This window comes from Anaerococcus cruorum, from assembly GCF_046365495.1.
In the GTDB taxonomy this organism is placed as follows: Bacteria; Bacillota; Clostridia; order Tissierellales; family Peptoniphilaceae; genus Anaerococcus; species Anaerococcus cruorum.
On the sequence record NZ_JBGMEH010000008.1, the window covers coordinates 66,932 to 85,412 of the forward strand.

An 18,481-nucleotide genomic window follows, 5' to 3' on the forward strand; every position below is an offset into this window, starting at 1 on the left:
AATATATTAATAAAAGGAGAGGAATATGACTATTAAAAACAATGCTAAAGAATTGATAGGAAATACTCCATTACTTAAGCTAAATTCCCTAAAAAAAGAGGGTAGAGCTGATATCTATGTAAAAGTAGAAAAAAATAATGTAGCAGGATCTGTAAAAGATAGAATCGCCCTTTATATGATAGAAGAAGCAGAAAAATCTGGAAAAATCAAACCAGGTGATACCATTGTAGAGCCAACAAGTGGTAATACAGGTGTAGCTCTTGCAGCGCTTGCAGCAGCAAAAGGATATAAATTAATATTAACTATGCCTGCATCAATGAGTGAAGAACGTGAAAAACTAGCAAAAGCTTACGGCGCAGAAGTTATAAGAACAACAGAAGGAGCTTTAAAAGGAGCAGTAGATAAGGCAAAAGAACTAGCAGAAAAAGAAGGATATTTCTTCCCAGACCAATTCTCAAACCCTGCAAATATTAAAGCACATTATGAAACCACAGGTCCAGAAATACTAGCAGAAATAACACCAGATGCCTTTATAGCAGGAGTTGGTACCGGCGGAACAGTATCAGGAGTTGGTAGAAAATTAAAAGAAAAAGATAGTAATATAAAAGTATATGCTATCCAACCAGCAGAAAGTCCACTCTTATCAGGTGGTGAAGCAGCAGGCCACAAAATCCAAGGTATAGGTGGTAACTTCATCCCTAAAAATCTAGATTTTGATGTAGTAGATGACATTGTAAGCGTATCAAGCGATGATGCAATAAAAATGAGCAGACAAATTGCAAAAGATGAGGCTCTTGCAGTAGGTATATCTTCAGGAGCAAATGTTGTAGGTGCTATAGAAATTGCAGACAAACTAGGAGAAGGCAAAACAGTGGTAACAGTATTGCCAGATACAGGAGAAAGATACCTATCTACAGACCTATATCCTAATGATTAGTTATGAAAAATATAAAGAAGAGCTTTTAGAAGCTGCCCTTAAAAAAGATCCAGCACTAAAAAGTAAAGAAGAAGCCATTCTTTACTCGCCAGGGATTAAAGCACTTTTAAGTCACTTTAGGGCCCACAAATTGTGGCTTTTAGGCAATCTATATGAAGCAGATGAAATCGCCTATAAGTCTAGGATAGAAACAGGAATAGAAATCCATCCTGGAGCAAAAATAGGCAGAAGAACATTTATCGACCATGGCATGGGCATTGTAATTGGTGAAACTGCAGAAGTAGGCGAAGACTGTTTAATATATCACGGTGTAACCCTAGGTGCAGTTGAAAATAAAAAAGGCAAAAGACACCCAACAGTAGGAAACAATGTTATGATAGACGCAGGAGCGGTAGTCCTTGGTGCTATAAACATAGGTAATAATGTAAAAATAGGGGCTAATGCAGTTGTTTTAGAAGATGTGGTAGACAATGCAACAGCAGTAGGTGCTCCTGCTAGGGTTATAAAAAATAAATGATTTTTAAAAACTTCTAAGTGAGACTTTAAATTCTTATTTAGAAGTTTTTTTATATAAATTTGTGGGGTATAAAATGTTAAGAGGATAGATAAAGGGAGGTTTATATGGCAAAGAAAACTCAGTTTGCATTTTTTTTCGCATTTGGTATCTTGCTTTATTTTTTGCTTTATCAAAGTCAGATAGTTTTTAAAAATACTATTCCATTACTGATAATACTTGGAGCAGGATTATATTATAATGATAAGTTAAAGATGAAGAGAAATGGTAACATCTTTTTGTTTCTGCTAATGATAATTTTGTCAGGCTCAGTTATTTTTAGAGATACTCATAATTTAACTTACCTTACAGCAAGTCCAATAATGGATGGGATAATTTTAGCCCTTATAACTTTTGTGTTTCATAATTACTTCATTTATGAATAAATTTACAACAAAAAAAGGGGCAAGTTCGCCCCTTAAATTTTTATCCTAAAAGTATTCTGTGGAAATTTTTCTTTCCTTTTTTGATTATTATTTTATCATCTTTAAATAAATCTTCTGTAACTTCAAGGCTTGGGTCAGATACTTTTTCATCATCTATAGAAACTCCGCCTTGTTTGATAAGTCTTCTTGCTTCACCATTTGACTGAGTAAGCCCTACATCTGTCATTAGTTGTAATAAACCAATTGGTAGATCAGCTTTTGAAATTTCTGTTGTTGGCATAGCATCTTCGTTACCCTTTCCTGCAAATAGTGCTTTTGCTGCATCTAGAGCTTCTTTGGCTTTTTCTTCACCGTGGATTAGTTTTGTAACTTCAAATGCTAGTACTTCTTTGGCATGGTTTATATCTGCTGCATTAGTTGCAGAGCCTAGCTTTTTACATTCTTCAGTTGGTAGGAAAGTAAGTTGGAGTAAGAATTTTGTAACATCCCTATCATCAACATTTCTCATATATTGGAAAAGTTCGTATGGGCTTGTTTTTTCTTCATCTAGCCATACTGCACCTTTTTGAGATTTACCCATTTTTACCCCATCTGCAGTTGTAAGTAGGGAGAAGGTCATACCGTAGGCTTTGTCATTTTCTTTTTTGCGAACTAAGTCTACTCCACCGATGATGTTTGACCATTGGTCAGATCCACCGATTTCTAAAGTACAATTGTGGCGGCGGTAAAGTTCTAAAAAGTCATAGGATTGTAAAAGCATGTAGGAAAATTCGAAAAATGTTAGTCCACCTGCTGCCATACGGTTTTTGTAGGCATCTTTTTTAAGCATTTCTCCTACTAAAAATTCGTTACCCACATCGCGTAAAAATTCTAGAAATTTTAGTTCTGTAAGCCATTTTTTATTGTTTTCTACTATGGCTGCATCCTCGCCAAATTCTAAAAATCTTTGGAATTGAGAATAAAATCTTTCTGCGTTGTTATCAATTGTTTCTTCTGTCATTACCTTTCTCATGTCAGAACGACCAGATGGGTCACCGATTAGAGTTGTTCCACCACCTAAAAGGGCAATTGGTTTGTGACCGTAATTTTGCATACGAATCATAACCATAATTTGGATAAGATGGCCTACTGTTAGTGAATCAGCAGTTGCATCAAAACCACAATAAAAAGTTAGTTTTTCATTTTTTAATTTTTCTTTTAGTTCAGCCTCGTCAGTAGCTTGCTCGTAGTAGCCACGTTCTACTAGCTCATCAAAAACATTGTCGTATTCTTTTTCGTAAGTGTATCTCATAATCTCCTCCTAAAAATTGGCATAAAAAAAGAGTATAAGAGGGCAGAAATCTGCGGTACCACCTCTTTTTATACTCGGTTTCTTTTACACAAAGAATAGTGTTAAACTCAATGAAAGTGTAATTCGGGATATAAATCCTTACTGGGTTTTCATTATCAAGTTTTATTTAATTAGTTTTAATATACCTTTGTTTTGATAAATCTTCAATTAAGATAGGTGCTAACAAAGGAGCCAATTTCTGCTATTAGCATTAAGCTATAGCAAATAATAAAAATAGTTCCCAATTTTTTACTAAATATTTTTCCAGAATAGATGCTATAAATAATTAATATGTATCCAATAACTTGCGAAATGAAATAGTCAGTACCTGCTAAAAACCTGTTTCCAAGTACTAGGATAAGAGCAGATATGGAAAATAGTACGGTCATTGCTTTTTGTGGGTGTCTATATCTTTTTTCATATCCTATGGCTTCCTTTTTAGTTACATTATATGTAAATGTAAAAGTTAATCAATACTTAACTATGAGTATTATAAGATTTGAAGTATGATATATTTATATATTTTCTAAAAGAAAGGATAGCTTATGACAGAAAAAAAACCTTATTATATAACAACTCCAATATACTATCCTAATAGTAACCTGCATATTGGAAATACTTACACATCAATAATTGCTGATGTTTTAAAAAGATACAAAAATTTAAATGGCTATGACACCTACCTTGTAACAGGCACTGATGAGCACGGGCAAAAAATCATGAGAACTGCAATTTCTCATGGTACTAGCCCTCAAAAATTTGTTGATATCATAGCTGATGAAACAAAAGTACTTTGGAAAAAACTTGAAATTGACTATGATACCTTTGTTAGATCTACCGATCCACAACATGAGGAAGATGTAAAAAATATCTTTACAAAACTTTATGAAAAAGGGGATATCTATAAAGGTGAGTACAAGGGGTATTACTGTACACCAGATGAGACATTTTGGACTGAAAGCCAGCTAGTTGATGGTAAGTGTCCAGAATGTGGTCGTGATGTAGAATACCAAGAAGAAGAAACTTACTTTTTTAGACTATCAAAATATGAAGATAAGCTAAAAGAATTATTTAAAGACCATCCAGACTTCCTTGAACCACAATTTAGACAAAAAGAGATGCTAAATAACTTTATTGATAAAGGACTTTCTGATCTTTCAGTTACAAGAAATACTTTTGATTGGGGAGTAGATGTTCCTTTTGATAACGAACATGTGGTTTATGTATGGATAGATGCCCTATCTTGTTATCTATCTGCAATTGGCTATGGGGATAATAAAAAGAAATTTGAAAAATACTGGCCTGCAAGTGTGCATTTAATAGGAAAAGATATTGTAAGATTCCATACTATTATCTGGCCTGCCCTTTTAATGGCCCTTGATTTACCGATTCCTGAAAAAGTTTTTGCCCATGGTTGGATACTTTTTGATAATGATAAGATGAGTAAGTCAAAAGGAAATATTATGTACCCAGAACCACTTGTAGAACTTTACGGTGTGGATGCTTTAAAATATTTTGTTCTTCGTGAGTTCCACTTTGGATCAGATGGAAATTTCTCTAGTCAAAAATATATGGAAAGATATAATTCTGACCTAGTAAATGACCTAGGAAACCTAGTTTCTAGAACTACATCAATGATAGATAAATATAATGGTGGTCTAGTTGCTAAAGGAAGTGAAACTGATACTTACGATGAAGAATTAAAGGCCCTTGCAAAAACAACCTACGATGACTTTGTAAGCCAAATGGATGACTTTAAGTTTAATGAAGCTTTACAAACTGTATGGACATTCATCAGACGTGCTAACAAATACGTAGATGAAACTGAACCATGGATTTTAGGCCGCGATGAAGCTAACAAGGATAGATTAAACACAGTTTTATATAACCTAGCAGAGTCACTAAGAATAGTTGCTCAACTAATCGAGCCAGTGATGAAAAATACCAGCAAAGAAATTCTTAAAAAACTTGGTACAGACAATAAAGGTTTTGCATCTGCAGGAGAATTTGGTCTTTTAGAAGAAGGAGCAAAAGTTACTAAGGGAGCAAACCTATTTGATAGATTAGATGTAGAAGTAGAGCTTAAAAAACTTCACGACCGTAACAATGAATTAATCGCCCAAAGACTAAAAAATAGCGATGATAAAAAAGAAGAGGAAGAAAGTAAGGCAGAAATAAGTTTTGAAGACTTTACTAAAGTTGAAATGGTTGTAGGTAAAATTCTTGAAGCTAAAGAACACCCAGATGCTGACAAACTTTTAGTCTTTACTATAGATGTGGGGGAAGAAAATCCTCGTACAATTATTTCTGGTATCAAAAAATGGTATGAACCAAGTGATTTAGTTGATAAAAATGTAATAGTTGTCAAAAACCTTGCCCCAAGAAAAATGCGCGGAATCGAATCCCAAGGCATGATTTTAGCAAGTGATTTTGAAGATGACCTATCACTTTTAACAACTCTTAAAGATATGAAACCAGGAAGTAAGGTTAGTTAATGAGATTAATAGATTCACACTGCCACCTTACAGATGAAGCTTTTGATGATGACAGGTTATTTATTTTAAATGACCTGTCTAATTTTGGTATAAAGGCAATCATAAATCCTGCTACAAATCTAGCTGATAGTAAAATGGCAATAGAACTTTCTGAAAAATATGATAATATTTATGCCATGGCAGGCATCCACCCAGAAGAAGTAGATGAAATTACTGAAAAAGACCTGGATGAGTTAGAAAAACTTGCTCAAAATGAAAAAGTAGTTGCTATTGGCGAAATAGGCCTTGATTATTATTGGAAAGATGATAATAAAGCCCGCCAAAAAGAAATCTTTATCCACCAACTAGAATTAGCTAGAAAATTAGCAAAACCTGCTGTAATCCATGTTAGAGACAGTAAGGATGATGTAATAGAGATCTTAAAAGACTTCCAAGATTTAAAAATTCAAATCCATTGTTTTTCAGATGACCTAGAAACGCTAGAAAAATATATAGAAATGGGTTTTTATATTTCAATTGGGGGAGTAGTAACCTTTAATAATGGTACAAATGAGCAAAATGCAGCAAGAAATGTGCCAATTGAAAGGCTTATGCTAGAAACAGATAGTCCATATCTAACCCCAGAGCCTTATCGTGGCCTTCGCAATGATCCTCGTAGAGTAGTAGAAGTTGCTAGAGTTGTTGCAGAATTGCGAGATATGAAAATAGATAAGCTTGCCAAAAGGACCTACAACAATACCAAGGAGTTTTTTAACCTATGATAAAAGAAACTATAGTTGTTGAAGGAAAAGATGATATAGCCAATGTAAAACGAGCTGTTGATTGTGAGATAATTGCAACTAATGGCCTTGCCTTTGGCAAAGAATTGATAGACCGTTTAGAAAAAATAAATGAACGCACAGGTATTATTATCCTTACAGACCCAGACCATGCTGGCAAAAAAATTAGAGAAAAAATTGCAAGGCACATCCCAGATGCCAAGCACGCCTATATAGACAGAAAGCTTGCCATAAAGAAAAATGACCTTGGTGTAGAAAATGCTGACCCTGAGGTTATTATAGAAGCTTTAAATAATGCAAAAGCAGAAACGGTTGAAAAAAGAAATGAATTTGTCATGGCAGATTTGGTAAATAATGGTCTTTCGATAGGAAAGGGTGCCAAAGAAAAAAGAGAGAAACTTGGAGATATCTTAGGCATTGGCTATTATAATTCTAAGCAGCTTTTAAGTAAACTAAATTCTTTTGCCATCAGCCGCGAGGAATTTGAAAGGGCGGTGGAAACTTTATGAAAAAACTATATTCACCAAAAGTGGTTAGAGAAATAATCGACCTTTATGACTTCAACTTCAAAAAATCACTTGGCCAAAACTTTTTAATTGATAAAAATTTTGTAGATAAAATTGTAGATGCCGCAGATATAAAAAATCAAAATGTCCTAGAAATAGGGCCAGGTATAGGAACTATTAGCTATGAAATGGCAAAGCTTGCAAAAAAAGTGGTTGCCATAGAAATAGACCAGACTCTAATACCCATACTTGATGAAAACCTAGAAGAATTTGATAATGCAAAAGTAATCAACCAAGATATTTTAAAAACTGACCTTAAAAAATTAGTAGAAGAAGAATTTGATGGGGAAAGCTTTAAAGTAGTATCAAACCTACCTTATTACATCACCACCCCTATTATAGAAATGCTAATTACAACAGGTCTTCCTTGTGATGATATGACTATTATGGTCCAAAAGGAAGTGGCTGAGCGCATGGTTGCAAGTGAATCTGACAAAGAGTACAGTTCATTATCGGTATTTATAAAATTTTATACTGAGGCAGAAGTTATTACAAACTTGCCAAAATCAGTATTTATGCCCCAACCAAAGATTGACTCAACTATTTTAAATCTGAAACTAAGAATTTATGATGAAAATGTCAACCAAGACCTACTATTTAAATTAGTAAGGGCAGGCTTTAATAAAAGACGTAAGACTATTCTAAATTCATTATCAGATGTAGTAGAAAAGGATAGATTAAAAGAGGCCCTTGCAAAAGTTGATTTGGCAGAAAATCTTAGGGCAGAAAATTTATCTATCGATGATTTTATAAATTTAACTAATGAATTATCCTAAATGGGTATAAGTATATAAGTAGAGTAAAAGTGAAGGAGTTAAAGATGGCAGATATTAAAATTTATACATCAAATACTTGTGTTTTCTGTAAAGCAGCAAAACAATATTTCAATGATAATGACATTGAATTTACAGAATTAAACATAGATGAAAATCCAGATGCAGTAGAATACCTAGTATCTAAAGGATACAGAGGAGTTCCTGTTATCAATATCGATGGCGAAGACATCGTAGGATTTGATAAACCAGCTATTGAAGCTAAATTAGGTTTATAATAAAAAAAGGGCGTTTAGCCCTCTTTTTTTATGCATATTTTAAGTGCAGGTAAAAATTTATATTACTTATAGCTAGATAAGCTTTCATTAGGGATTATCTCTACTCCAGCAAGTTTGCCCTGGTACATGGTAAAGATTGCTACATATTGTCCGTTTAGATACATATAGTACTGGTCGTTTTGAGCATCCTTAGTATTTTGCCTTAGTTCTATAATTTCTTTATCAGCAACTTTTGTTTCTATTTCATAAAGAGCATCGCCAAATTTTATATCCCCTAGGCTAAAATCCATATTAGTTAGTTCAAAGTTTGAAATTTCTATATAATTAATCTGTGCATCTAAGATATTTATATCAGATCCGCTAGTATTTGTAGCTTTTACATAAATTTGATTATCATCTTTTTTTAAGTAAATATCAGCAGTCTTGCCAGCTGGGATGGTTTCTAAGTTTTCTCTTTGAGCTTCTCCATCGAGGCTAGCATTATAGGTAAAGCCATTTTGTACAAAACGTCCTACATTCGGTGGGAAAGTATAACCAAAGTCATCTAGTTTAAAGTCTCCTTCTATATTTTTTCTACTATTTTCATCGGCCATATCTATATTTTTTTGTAAAGAAAAATTTTCATACATAAAATCTTGAGCTGTTTCACATGAGTTAAGGGATAGGGCCACCAATATTATCAAAAGTATCTTCATTTCTTCCCCTTTCGTTGCTTCTATTTTATCAAAGTTTACTCCATTATAAAACTGTTTTATATTTGTCAATAAATTGTTATAATCATCTATGAAAGGAAGTGTATTATGTTTGATTTTAATAATGCTAAAAAAAGACTAGATGAGGTTATAAGTCCAACCCACTTATTTTATTCAGAATATTTTTCTGATATTGCTTCTAATAACGTTTACATAAAACCGGAAAACTTACGAAAAACTGGTTCCTTTAAAATAAGAGGAGCCTACAACAAATTATCAAAACTAGATGATGCTTCAAAAGAAGTGGGTATTATTACAGCTTCTGCAGGTAATCATGCCCAAGGAGTAGCTTATTCTGCAAACAAACTAGGAATTAATGCAACTATTTGCATGCCAGAGCAAACCCCTATGATAAAGGTAGATGGTACTTTAAAATATGGTGCTAATGTAGTTTTATACGGAGAAAACTTTGATGCTTGTAAGGACCATGCTATAAAGCTTGCTGAGGAAAATGGCTACACCTTTATCCCTCCTTTTGATGACTTGGATGTTATAGAAGGCCAAGGAACTATAGGGCTAGAAATAATAAATGAATTAGAATACGTAGATTATGTAATTGTACCAGTTGGTGGAGGAGGACTTATTGCAGGAATTGCCAAATGTATTAAACAAATAAGTCCACTTATAAAAGTTATTGGAGTTGAGCCATATTCTGCTCGTTCTATGCAAGAATCTATCAAAAAAGGTAAAATAATTAAGTTAGAAGGTGTTGATACAATAGCTGATGGTACAGCTGTTGCAGAAGTTGGATCATATACATATGACATTGCCAAAGACTATGTGGATGATTGGATAACAGTAACTGATGAGGAAATCCTAATGGCTTTTATAAACCTAATGGAAAAACATAAATTAGTTGCTGAACCATCTGGGGCCCTAAGTCTTGCAGCTCTTAATAAACTTAATTTTTATAATAAAAATGTAGTTTCTATTATAAGCGGGGGCAATATCGATATGAGCTTTATTTCTCAACTTATAAATCGTGGACTATACGAAACAGGTCGCATAACAAGAATAAACTTAGAAGTACCAAACATACCAGGTAAACTTCAAGCGCTTCTTGCAGATATTGCTTATACTAAGGCAAATATCATATCCATAGACCATGATAGTCTAAAAGAAGCCAGCAGATTTAAAAATATAAATGTAGAAATCACCCTAGAAACAAACGGTCCTGACCATGTTAAAAAAATCCACGATGTCATAGCTAAGAAAGGATATATAATACATTGACCTTTGATAGTTTAGTAGAACAAATTGACTATATAGATATTAAAAAACAAAATGATAATGAAATAAAAAGTGTAAGCAATAATTCAAAATTAGTAGAAGAAGGGGATATATTTGTAGCTGTTTTAGGGAAGCTAAGCGATGGCCACAAGTATATCGACGATGCCATAAAAAATGGAGCAAAGACTATAGTTTACCAAAATGATATAGACTTTAAAGATGAAATAAACTATATAAAAGTAGCAGATAGTAGGTATGCCCTAGCCCAAATATCAAATGTCTTAGAGGGTTATCCATCAAAGAAAATGACCGTTGTAGGAGTAACAGGAACAAATGGTAAAACTACAACTGCAACTACTATTTATTATTTGATGAAAGAAATCTATGGCAATGCTACAAATATTGGTACTGATGGTACATTTATAGGTGATGAGAGATCAGATACTGCCAATACTACTCCTGATATTTACCTTTTAAATAAAATATTTAATCAGAGTTTAGAAAAAAATATCGACCATGTAGTCCTAGAAGCATCTAGCCACGGCCTCATCCAAGACCGCCTAAACGGTATAGATTTTAACTATGGAATATTTACCAATCTTTCCACAGAACACTTAGACTACCACAAAACAATGGATGAGTATTTTGCTGCAAAGATGATACTTTTAGAAAACTCAAAAAAAAGAATTGTAAACATAGATGACCCATACGGCAAAAAAGCCAAGACGAAATTTACCGATTGCCTCACTTTTGGTAAAGAAAAAGAAGCAGACTACAGGGCAACTGATATAGTAAAAAATGAAAAAACTACTGATTTTAAGGTAAATGGAGTAGATTTTACTATAAATTCTATAGCAGATTATGAAATTTATAACAAACTTGCTGCTATAGCAACCTTAAATAATATGGGAGCAAGCCTTGAAGAAATTTCTGAAAAACTAAAGTCATTTAAGGGATTGCCATCCAGATTTCAATATGTAGAAAATGATTTAGAAAAAAATATTATCATAGACTTTGCCCACACACCAAGAGCCTTTGAAGCTATTTTTGAATCTATACCAAAAGATGTAAAAACTTATGCAGTTTTTGGCATCAATGGAGATAGAAATACAGAATTTAGAAGACTTATCGGCAATGCTTGTGCAAAGAATGATGTTTTTGCAGTAATTACAACTGATGATCCAAAATTTGATAACTATGAGCATATCACTGATGAGATTGTAGCAGGCATTGATGAAATCGGTGGAGAATACGAACGCATAGAAGACCGTTTAGAAGCGATGACCTTTGCTATAAAAAAGGCAAATCCTGGAGACTATATCCTTATGCTTGGTAAGGGTGAAGAGCACTTTATGAAATTTCATGGAAATGAAAAAACTCCTTACAATGAAATGGAAACAGTAAAAAAGGCTATTGATAGGCAATGAAAATTTTAGTAATTGGGGCAGGTGTGGCAGGCTTGTTTTTTGCCTCCTTTATGGATAAGCATGAAGTAATAGTTCTTGATAAAAATGAATTTGCAGGCAGAAAACTTCTTGCAACTGGAAATGGACGTTGCAATTTTACCAACCTAAATTTTGATAGGGAAAATTTTAAGGCAAATAACCAAGAATTTATAGACCGTACAATAAAATATTTTACTAATGAGGATTTGATAAAATATTTTAATGAAATAGGCATAGCTACAACCAACCTACCATCTGGCAGGTGCTATCCAAAAACTATGAGCTCAAAGACTGTAAGAAATGCCCTCTTTTTAGAAGCTAAGGAAAATGCTGATTTTATCTTTGAAGAAGATGTATCAGATATTGACTTTAAAAATAAAAAAGTAAAAACTAAGGGCAAAACTTATGCTTATGATAAATTAGTGATAGCAAGTGGGGGTATTACCCTGAAAAATTCTGGATCTGACGGTAAAATTTTGGATTTAATAAAAAAAGAAATTCCAATAACTCAAATGACCTATGCTATAACAAATTATGAAACACGCGAAAAACTTTCAAAAAAAGCCAAGGGAACCAAGGTTACTGCCAAAGCTAGTCTATATGTAGATGGTAAATTTATAAAATCTTCTATAGATGATGTAATTTTCCAAGATTATGGGTTAACTGGAACTGCGATTTTAGATATATCAAACGACTTATCTCAAAATCTTATGGAGCAAAATTCCTCTCATATATATATAGACTTTTTCCCAGAATATTCCCGAGAAGAGTTTGCTGGTTATCTAGCAAGCCTTATCACAAAATTTGCTAAAAGGTCCATAAAAGATATACTAATTGGTGTAATAAATGAAAAATTACTAGATGATATACTAAAAATATCCCATATAAAGTCTCATAAAAAAGGCTTTGAGATTAATGAAAGGGATTTTGAAAGTTTAGTAAGTACTTTAAAAGAGTTAAGATTTGAAGTTTTAAAAATCCATGATATAGAAAATGCCCAAGTAACTCTTGGTGGGGTTGATAGTAATTTTATTAATCCTAAAACTATGGAATCTACAAAACAAAAAGATGTATTTTTCATAGGCGAATGCCAAGATGTAGCTGGTGATTGTGGGGGATATAACATTTCCTGGGCAGCCTCCAGTGCAAAAGTAGCCAGTGATTATTTAAGGAGCTTAGATGTTTAAAATAAGTAGAGAACTAAATGAAATGAAATATAATGGAGAGTCAATCAAGCTTGCCATAATGGGTGCTGGAAAAATGGGTACTAGCCTTATTTCCCAACTATCTAATATGGATGCTATGGAAGTTAAGCTTGTTTTTGATAGAACTCCTCAAAAAGCAATCGAAGCTTTGAAAAAAGCAGGTATTGCTGAAGATAAAATTATTTATACCGATGACTATAACGAAGGTTATGAAGTTTTAGAAAAAGGCTATGTTTGTGTTTCAACTAACTATAGACTTTGCTACAAACTTTTACAAATAAATGCTGTCATAGATTGTACAGGCAACCCAGCTTTTGGAGCAGTAATAGCTAGAAAAACTATCCAATACCACAAGCACATGATTTCCTTTAATGTAGAGTGTGAGGCAACAGTTGGTCCAGTTTTACATGATATGGCCAAAAAAGCTGGTGTAGTTTACACAGGAATCCTAGGTGATGAACCAGGTGCGATTATAGATCTTTGCGAAGATGCCTTTGGTATGGGATTAGATGTATTGGTAGCTGCTAAAGGTAAAAATAACAGACTTGATGAGTACGCTACTCCAGAAACATTAAAGGAAGAAGCAAGAGAAAAACAACTTTCTCCAAAAATGCTAACAAGTTTTGTGGATGGTACAAATACTATGCTTGAGCTAACAAGTGTTTGTAACGCCTTAGGATTTTTACCAGATACCTTTGGCTGCCACGGTATAGAAACCAGTCCAGAAAAAGCAGTAGAAGATTTTAAGCTAAAGCAAGATGGCGGAAATCTTGATAACTACAAGGTTGTAGAATTTTCAAAAGGCATGGCACCAGGAGTATTTATCATAGTAACAAGTGATAAAGAAGATGTCCGTGACTTGATGAAATTTTTAGGATTTGGAGATGGGCCAAACTATCTAATGTATAGACCTTACCACCTCACAAGCCTAGAAGCGCCAATTACTATTTATAAGGCAGTTGTAGAAAATGAAGCAACGATAGCTCCTATCCAAGGGCAAGTAGCAGATACAGTCACTATTGCAAAACGAGATATTAAAAAAGGTGAAACACTTGATGGTATAGGAAGTGAAAAAGTCTACGGGAAAATCACTAGCCACACCAGATCTATCCAAGAAGCCCTACTACCAATAGGTATGATAACAGAAAAAACAGTAGCAACAGTTGATATTCCAAAAGATACGCTAATAGATATGACGATGGTAGAAGTAGATGATAGGGCAACTATAACAAGACTAAGACATAGACAAAACTCAATGAAACTGTAATTAAAAAAATCGAAATGGAAGGTCCATTTCGATTTTTTTGTTTGGGTTTATAAATTAAAATTGACAAGCAATTTATATAGTCAGCTACAAATTGTAAAATAGATTAATAAATTTTTCTATTTAAAAAGTTCTCCAAGTTTTGTCTCTTCCAAGTCTTTTCCATTAAATACAATATCTTTCACATCATTTTGATACTTGATATCTCCCCAAAGGATACCACCTACAAATGTATCATCTAATTTAAATAACTTGTAGATATTACCGTCTCTTTCAACTTTTAATTCCTCAATACCTTCTGCTGAACTAAGACCTGCTGAAAATATTTTTGTATCTCCTATGGTAAGTAATGAGAATGGTTTTGGTTTTTCGTAAACTTGGCTATCTCCAACCATATTATTTCCGGCAATTTTTCCCATTTCCATACTGCTTGTCCAAAGACCTATAGTAAAATCACCTATTTGTGCACAGTCTCCTGCTGCGTAGACATTATCATATTTTGTTTTTAGACTATCATCTACAATGACACCACGTTCTACATCTAGGCCAGATTCTTTGGCTACATCAACGTTAGAACGAATACCAGCTTGGACCATAATTGCATCTGCTGGGATTTCTGTACCATCAGCAAGTTTTATTCCCTTTACAATTCCATCTTCTGCTAGGATTTCTTCTGTAAATTTACCAGTATAGGTTTTAATGCCCATATCATTTAAAGTTTTTTCTAACTTTTCTGATAGGTCTTGGTCTAACTGGCGAGAAAGTAGGTAGTCAAAGCTTTCTATAACTGTTACATCTTTACCCAAAAGTAGGGCAGCGTGGGCTGCTTCAAGACCTAGTATCCCACCGCCGATTACTACAACCTTATCTTTGCCATTTACATAGTCTTTAAAGTTCATCAAGTCATCAATAGTTCTAATAGCGAAAACACCCTTGCTATCGATATTTTTAATAGGTGGCACAAATGGTCTAGCTCCAGTTGCTAATAAAACTTTACCATATTCTATTTCTTCTTCATCACAAAGAATGGCAACGTTTTTTTCTGTATCAATTTTTTTAATGCAACATTCAAGTCTTTCGTCTATCTTTCTTTCATCATACCAAGGTTGTTTTTTTACAAATAAATCATCTTTATTAAACTCTTGGCTAATTAGATGAGAAAGTCTTGTTCTCCAATAGGTGCTAGATTTTTCTTCTGAAACTATAAGTATAGTAGCATCACTGTCTTTTTTTCTAATTTCTTCTGTCGCTGAAAGGCCGGCTATACCGTTACCTATAATTAAATAATCGTACATAATAATCCCCTTTATAAGTAAGTTTATAATCTATATGTACTAATACCCGATTTAATAGAAAATATATAAACTAATAAAAAGGTATAATATTTGTATGAAAAAAGCAAGTTTAAAAGATTTAAAAAATATTATTAATATAATTGATCAAGCAAAAGAAGCTCTAAAAAATGATGGAGTTGACCAATGGCAAAATGGAAGCCCAGATAATATGCTAGTAGGCAGGCAAATTACTAGTGGAAATTCCTATGTCTATGAAAGGGATGAAAATATCCTAGCCTATGCCTATCTTTCAGAAGAATATGAACCAACCTATGCTTCTGTTATGAATCTAGTAAAAGGAAATAATGCTTATACCATTCATACTTTTTGTGTAGCAAATGAAGCTAAGGGCAAAGGAGTTGCTAGTAAATTTTTTGATGAAATAATAGCTTTTGCTAAGGAAAATGGAAAAGACTCTCTAAGAATAGACACCCATGAGGATAATTTTAAAATGCGTGGATTAATTGAAAAAATGGGTTTTGAATTTTTAGGTCAAATTTATATCAAAGATAATGGTAAGACTAAACCACGCCTAGCCTATGAATTATTGCTATGATAAATGAAGCTCAAAAACTAATTATAGAAGAAGGAAAGACTCCAGCTGCAGTTATAGCAGGACCTGGAACTGGAAAGACTTTTACCATTGTAAAAAAAGTTGTAGACCTAGTAAAAAACCACAATATCCCTGCCAATAAAATATTGATAACTACCTTTACAAAAAAGGCTGCAGCAGAGCTTAATACTAGGATAATTACAGAATTTAAAAAAGAAGGAATAAATACAGACCTTGCCGATTTAAAAATTGGCAACTTTCACAATTTGGCCAATATTTTTCTAGCAAACTATAAAAAACTTGATGATAAATTTTTTGATAATAAGGTAATAGAGCCTCAAATGGAGGGTTATTTATTAGAAAAAAATATAGAAAAGTTTTATCATATAAAAGGCTTTAAGGACCTAATAAATGGCTATGAGATTTATACTATCCAAGATATTTTTGCAAAAATAACCAATAACCTCATAGATGTTAAGATCTTAGAAAATTCATCTAACAAAGATGACAAGCTAGCCTATGAAATTTATAAAACTCATTTAAAAATTTTAGAAGAAAACCACCTTTTAAATTTTCAGATGATTTTAAAAAACTTTTACGATTTACTTTCTGATCCTAAAATAGGTCCTCAAATACGAGAAAATATTGATTATGTAATCATTGATGAATACCAAGATACCAACTATATCCAACAGGAAATAGCCTTTAAGCTATTAAAAAATAAAAATATTATGGTATTTGGAGATGATGACCAGGCTCTTTATAGGTTTAGGGGAGCAGATCCAAAAAACTTATTAAATTTTAATGAAGTTTGTAGAGAAAAATTGGGAGAGCCTGCAAATTTTTACAAGCTAAATGTAAATTATAGGTCAAACCAAGCAATTATAGACCTTGCCCAAAATTTTATAAATAATAACGAAAAAGAAAAAGAATTTACTAAAAATCTAGTGGCTGCAGAGGGTGAAAAAAATCAAAATACTATAGTAAGGGCCAAGGCAGAGAATCTAGAAAACCTTACAAAAATAATAAAGATTTTAAATAAGGATATAAATCTTAATCAAATAGCCTTTCTATTTCCCACTTTAAATAATACCTATGCTAAAAATTTACAAAATTATTTGGAAAAACAAGGTCTACCAGTTATAAATAAATCCAGTACCAATTTTTTTGACTCCTATGAGATAAAAATTTTAATGTATATCTTTGCTAAAACTTTTACAGCCTACCCATCAAACTTAGGCTACCAAAAAGATTTGTCCAAAGATGAGCTAGATAAGCTTTATTTTAGAAGATACATAGCAAATTTATTTGATGACCAATCTTTCAAGTCTACTAGGATGGATAAATTTATAGCAGCTTTTCAAAACGCAAAAGATATTAGCCTTAGTGAAGTTTTATATAAGTCTTTTAATTTAGATATTTTAAAAGAGATTTTAAATCAAAAATTAGACAGTCTGGGAAGCCAAAAAGCCTTAAACAATATTGCGATTTTTAGCCAAAAAGTAAGCGAATATGAAGAACTTTTTGATAAAAAAAGTGATACTTACTACATAGAATTTATCTATGGCTATTTATTCTACCTTTATAAAACCAAGGCCATAAAAGAATTTGAAGACCAAGCAGAGGCAAGTGATGCCATAAACTTTATGACTATACACAATGCTAAGGGACTAGAATTTGATGTAGTATTTGTATCTGGGCTAAATGACTATCCAAGACCTGATAGAAAATCTTTTTTATCAGCCTATGAAAAAACAAGTGCCAATGATGATAGCGGCGAGCGTGACTTTTATAGGAAGTACTACACAGCCTTTACTCGCGCTAAAAAGCTTTTAGTTGTTTTAGATAATTCTAGAAATATTAATCTAATTAATTTTGCAAATACTCTGCCAGATAGCTCGGCACTTAAAACCATAGATTTTAAAAAAGATGAGCCAAAAAAGGAAAAACCAATCCTAGCTTATACTACAGATATAGAAGTATATGCTGCTTGTCCTTTAAAATACAAGTTTTTAAGGAAATTATCCTTTAGGTTGCCCTTAAGTAAAAGCCTAGAATTTGGTACAAATGTCCATAAGCTTAGCGAATATTTAGCAAAAAATCCAGAAATAGATTTAGAAAATAAGTTTTTTAAAGACTTATTTAAAAATAATCCTGCCTACAAGGATCCCTTAGAAAACTTTAAAAATAAGGATTTTGCTGTAAAGGCAAGTGAGGTAAATTTTAAGGCTGATAGAAATTTTTATATCCTTCAAGGTAATGTAGATATTATCCTAGAGGATGGTTCTATTTTAGATATAAAAACTGGAGATTATGATATAAATACCTTAGAAAAATACCAAAACCAAGTCCTTACCTACAAGTTTTTAATGGAGTATAATAGGGAAGATATAAATAAGCTTTACCTATATTTTGTAAATAAGGATGAATTGAAAGTAATAGAAGACACGAGTTTTGCTATTGATTTTATAGATGATATTGCAAAATCAATCATAAATGATGATATATATAGGAAAACTTCTGACAAGAATGAATGTAAGTACTGTCCTATGAAATATTATTGTGATAGATATTGATAAAATCCTACTATGTTATACAATA

At 32.7% G+C, this 18,481-nt stretch carries 17 protein-coding genes; 14 read left to right on the forward strand and 3 right to left on the reverse strand.

Annotated features, from left to right (window positions below; translation table 11 throughout):
- The first annotated feature begins 25 nt into the window (after window positions 1-25).
- From cysK to ACCQ40_RS07600, 3 genes are all read left to right on the forward strand, one after another.
- Window positions 26-937 (forward strand): cysteine synthase A, encoded by a 912-nt coding sequence (gene cysK / locus ACCQ40_RS07590; protein ID WP_410033251.1) that lies wholly within the window; start codon window positions 26-28, stop codon window positions 935-937.
- A complete protein-coding gene (gene epsC, locus ACCQ40_RS07595; RefSeq protein WP_410033252.1) occupies window positions 930-1,454 on the forward strand; it encodes a serine O-acetyltransferase EpsC in 525 nt (174 codons plus the stop codon). Before cysK ends, epsC begins: the two co-directional genes overlap by 8 nt.
- A gap of 104 nt (window positions 1,455-1,558) precedes the next feature.
- The gene (locus ACCQ40_RS07600) at window positions 1,559-1,876 is read left to right on the forward strand and encodes a hypothetical protein (protein ID WP_410033253.1); all 318 of its coding nucleotides are present in this window, start codon (window positions 1,559-1,561) and stop codon (window positions 1,874-1,876) included.
- Between the two features lie 40 nt (window positions 1,877-1,916).
- Here the strand turns inward: ACCQ40_RS07600 and tyrS are convergent, their stop codons facing one another.
- Window positions 1,917-3,167, reverse strand: coding sequence for a tyrosine--tRNA ligase (gene tyrS / locus ACCQ40_RS07605; protein ID WP_410033254.1), 1,251 nt, complete (start codon window positions 3,165-3,167; stop codon window positions 1,917-1,919).
- 584 nt (window positions 3,168-3,751) lie between these two features.
- Between tyrS and metG the strand changes: the two genes are divergently transcribed.
- The 5 genes from metG to ACCQ40_RS07630 are packed head-to-tail and all read left to right on the forward strand — an operon-like array spanning window position 3,752 to window position 8,097.
- Window positions 3,752-5,701 (forward strand): methionine--tRNA ligase, encoded by a 1,950-nt coding sequence (gene metG, locus ACCQ40_RS07610; RefSeq protein WP_410033255.1) that lies wholly within the window; start codon window positions 3,752-3,754, stop codon window positions 5,699-5,701.
- Window positions 5,701-6,462 carry a TatD family hydrolase gene (locus tag ACCQ40_RS07615; protein WP_410033256.1) on the forward strand — a complete coding sequence of 254 codons (762 nt, stop codon included), beginning with the start codon at window positions 5,701-5,703 and terminating at the stop codon, window positions 6,460-6,462. Before metG ends, ACCQ40_RS07615 begins: the two co-directional genes overlap by 1 nt.
- Window positions 6,459-6,989, forward strand: a complete 531-nt coding sequence (gene rnmV, locus ACCQ40_RS07620) for a ribonuclease M5 (protein WP_410033257.1) — start codon at window positions 6,459-6,461, stop codon at window positions 6,987-6,989. Before ACCQ40_RS07615 ends, rnmV begins: the two co-directional genes overlap by 4 nt.
- Window positions 6,986-7,822: a 16S rRNA (adenine(1518)-N(6)/adenine(1519)-N(6))-dimethyltransferase RsmA gene (rsmA, locus tag ACCQ40_RS07625; protein ID WP_410033258.1), complete on the forward strand. Its 837-nt coding sequence runs from the start codon at window positions 6,986-6,988 to the stop codon at window positions 7,820-7,822. The genes rnmV and rsmA overlap by 4 nt, the downstream gene beginning before the upstream one ends.
- Window positions 7,823-7,866: 44 nt before the next feature.
- Window positions 7,867-8,097, forward strand: a complete 231-nt coding sequence (locus tag ACCQ40_RS07630; RefSeq protein WP_394011118.1) for a glutaredoxin family protein — start codon at window positions 7,867-7,869, stop codon at window positions 8,095-8,097.
- Window positions 8,098-8,159: 62 nt separating this feature from the next.
- On the opposite strand, the gene ACCQ40_RS07635 is transcribed toward ACCQ40_RS07630, so the two are convergent.
- Window positions 8,160-8,861 (reverse strand): hypothetical protein, encoded by a 702-nt coding sequence (locus ACCQ40_RS07635; protein WP_410033259.1) that lies wholly within the window; start codon window positions 8,859-8,861, stop codon window positions 8,160-8,162.
- A 36-nt stretch (window positions 8,862-8,897) separates the two neighbouring features.
- On the opposite strand from ACCQ40_RS07635, the gene ilvA reads away from it, so the two are divergent.
- The 4 genes from ilvA to ACCQ40_RS07655 are packed head-to-tail and all read left to right on the forward strand — an operon-like array spanning window position 8,898 to window position 13,996.
- The gene (ilvA, locus tag ACCQ40_RS07640; protein WP_410033260.1) at window positions 8,898-10,082 is read left to right on the forward strand and encodes a threonine ammonia-lyase; all 1,185 of its coding nucleotides are present in this window, start codon (window positions 8,898-8,900) and stop codon (window positions 10,080-10,082) included.
- Complete coding sequence (locus ACCQ40_RS07645) at window positions 10,079-11,506, forward strand: UDP-N-acetylmuramoyl-L-alanyl-D-glutamate--2,6-diaminopimelate ligase (RefSeq protein WP_410033261.1); 1,428 nt, start codon at window positions 10,079-10,081, stop codon at window positions 11,504-11,506. The genes ilvA and ACCQ40_RS07645 overlap by 4 nt, the downstream gene beginning before the upstream one ends.
- A complete protein-coding gene (locus ACCQ40_RS07650) occupies window positions 11,503-12,711 on the forward strand; it encodes an aminoacetone oxidase family FAD-binding enzyme (protein WP_410033262.1) in 1,209 nt (402 codons plus the stop codon). The genes ACCQ40_RS07645 and ACCQ40_RS07650 overlap by 4 nt, the downstream gene beginning before the upstream one ends.
- On the forward strand, window positions 12,704-13,996 hold the full coding sequence (locus tag ACCQ40_RS07655; RefSeq protein WP_410033263.1) for an NAD(P)H-dependent oxidoreductase: 1,293 nt from the start codon (window positions 12,704-12,706) through the stop codon (window positions 13,994-13,996). The genes ACCQ40_RS07650 and ACCQ40_RS07655 overlap by 8 nt, the downstream gene beginning before the upstream one ends.
- 116 nt (window positions 13,997-14,112) lie before the next feature.
- Here ACCQ40_RS07655 and ACCQ40_RS07660 read toward each other — a convergent pair whose 3' ends face one another.
- Entirely contained in the window at window positions 14,113-15,288 is a 1,176-nt protein-coding gene (locus ACCQ40_RS07660; RefSeq protein WP_410033264.1) for an NAD(P)/FAD-dependent oxidoreductase, read from the reverse strand.
- A gap of 94 nt (window positions 15,289-15,382) precedes the next feature.
- On the opposite strand from ACCQ40_RS07660, the gene ACCQ40_RS07665 reads away from it, so the two are divergent.
- Both ACCQ40_RS07665 and ACCQ40_RS07670 read left to right on the forward strand, forming a co-directional pair.
- Window positions 15,383-15,883: a GNAT family N-acetyltransferase gene (locus ACCQ40_RS07665; RefSeq protein WP_410033265.1), complete on the forward strand. Its 501-nt coding sequence runs from the start codon at window positions 15,383-15,385 to the stop codon at window positions 15,881-15,883.
- Window positions 15,880-18,456 carry an ATP-dependent DNA helicase gene (locus ACCQ40_RS07670; protein ID WP_410033266.1) on the forward strand — a complete coding sequence of 859 codons (2,577 nt, stop codon included), beginning with the start codon at window positions 15,880-15,882 and terminating at the stop codon, window positions 18,454-18,456. The genes ACCQ40_RS07665 and ACCQ40_RS07670 overlap by 4 nt, the downstream gene beginning before the upstream one ends.
- Window positions 18,457-18,481 lie beyond the last annotated feature (25 nt).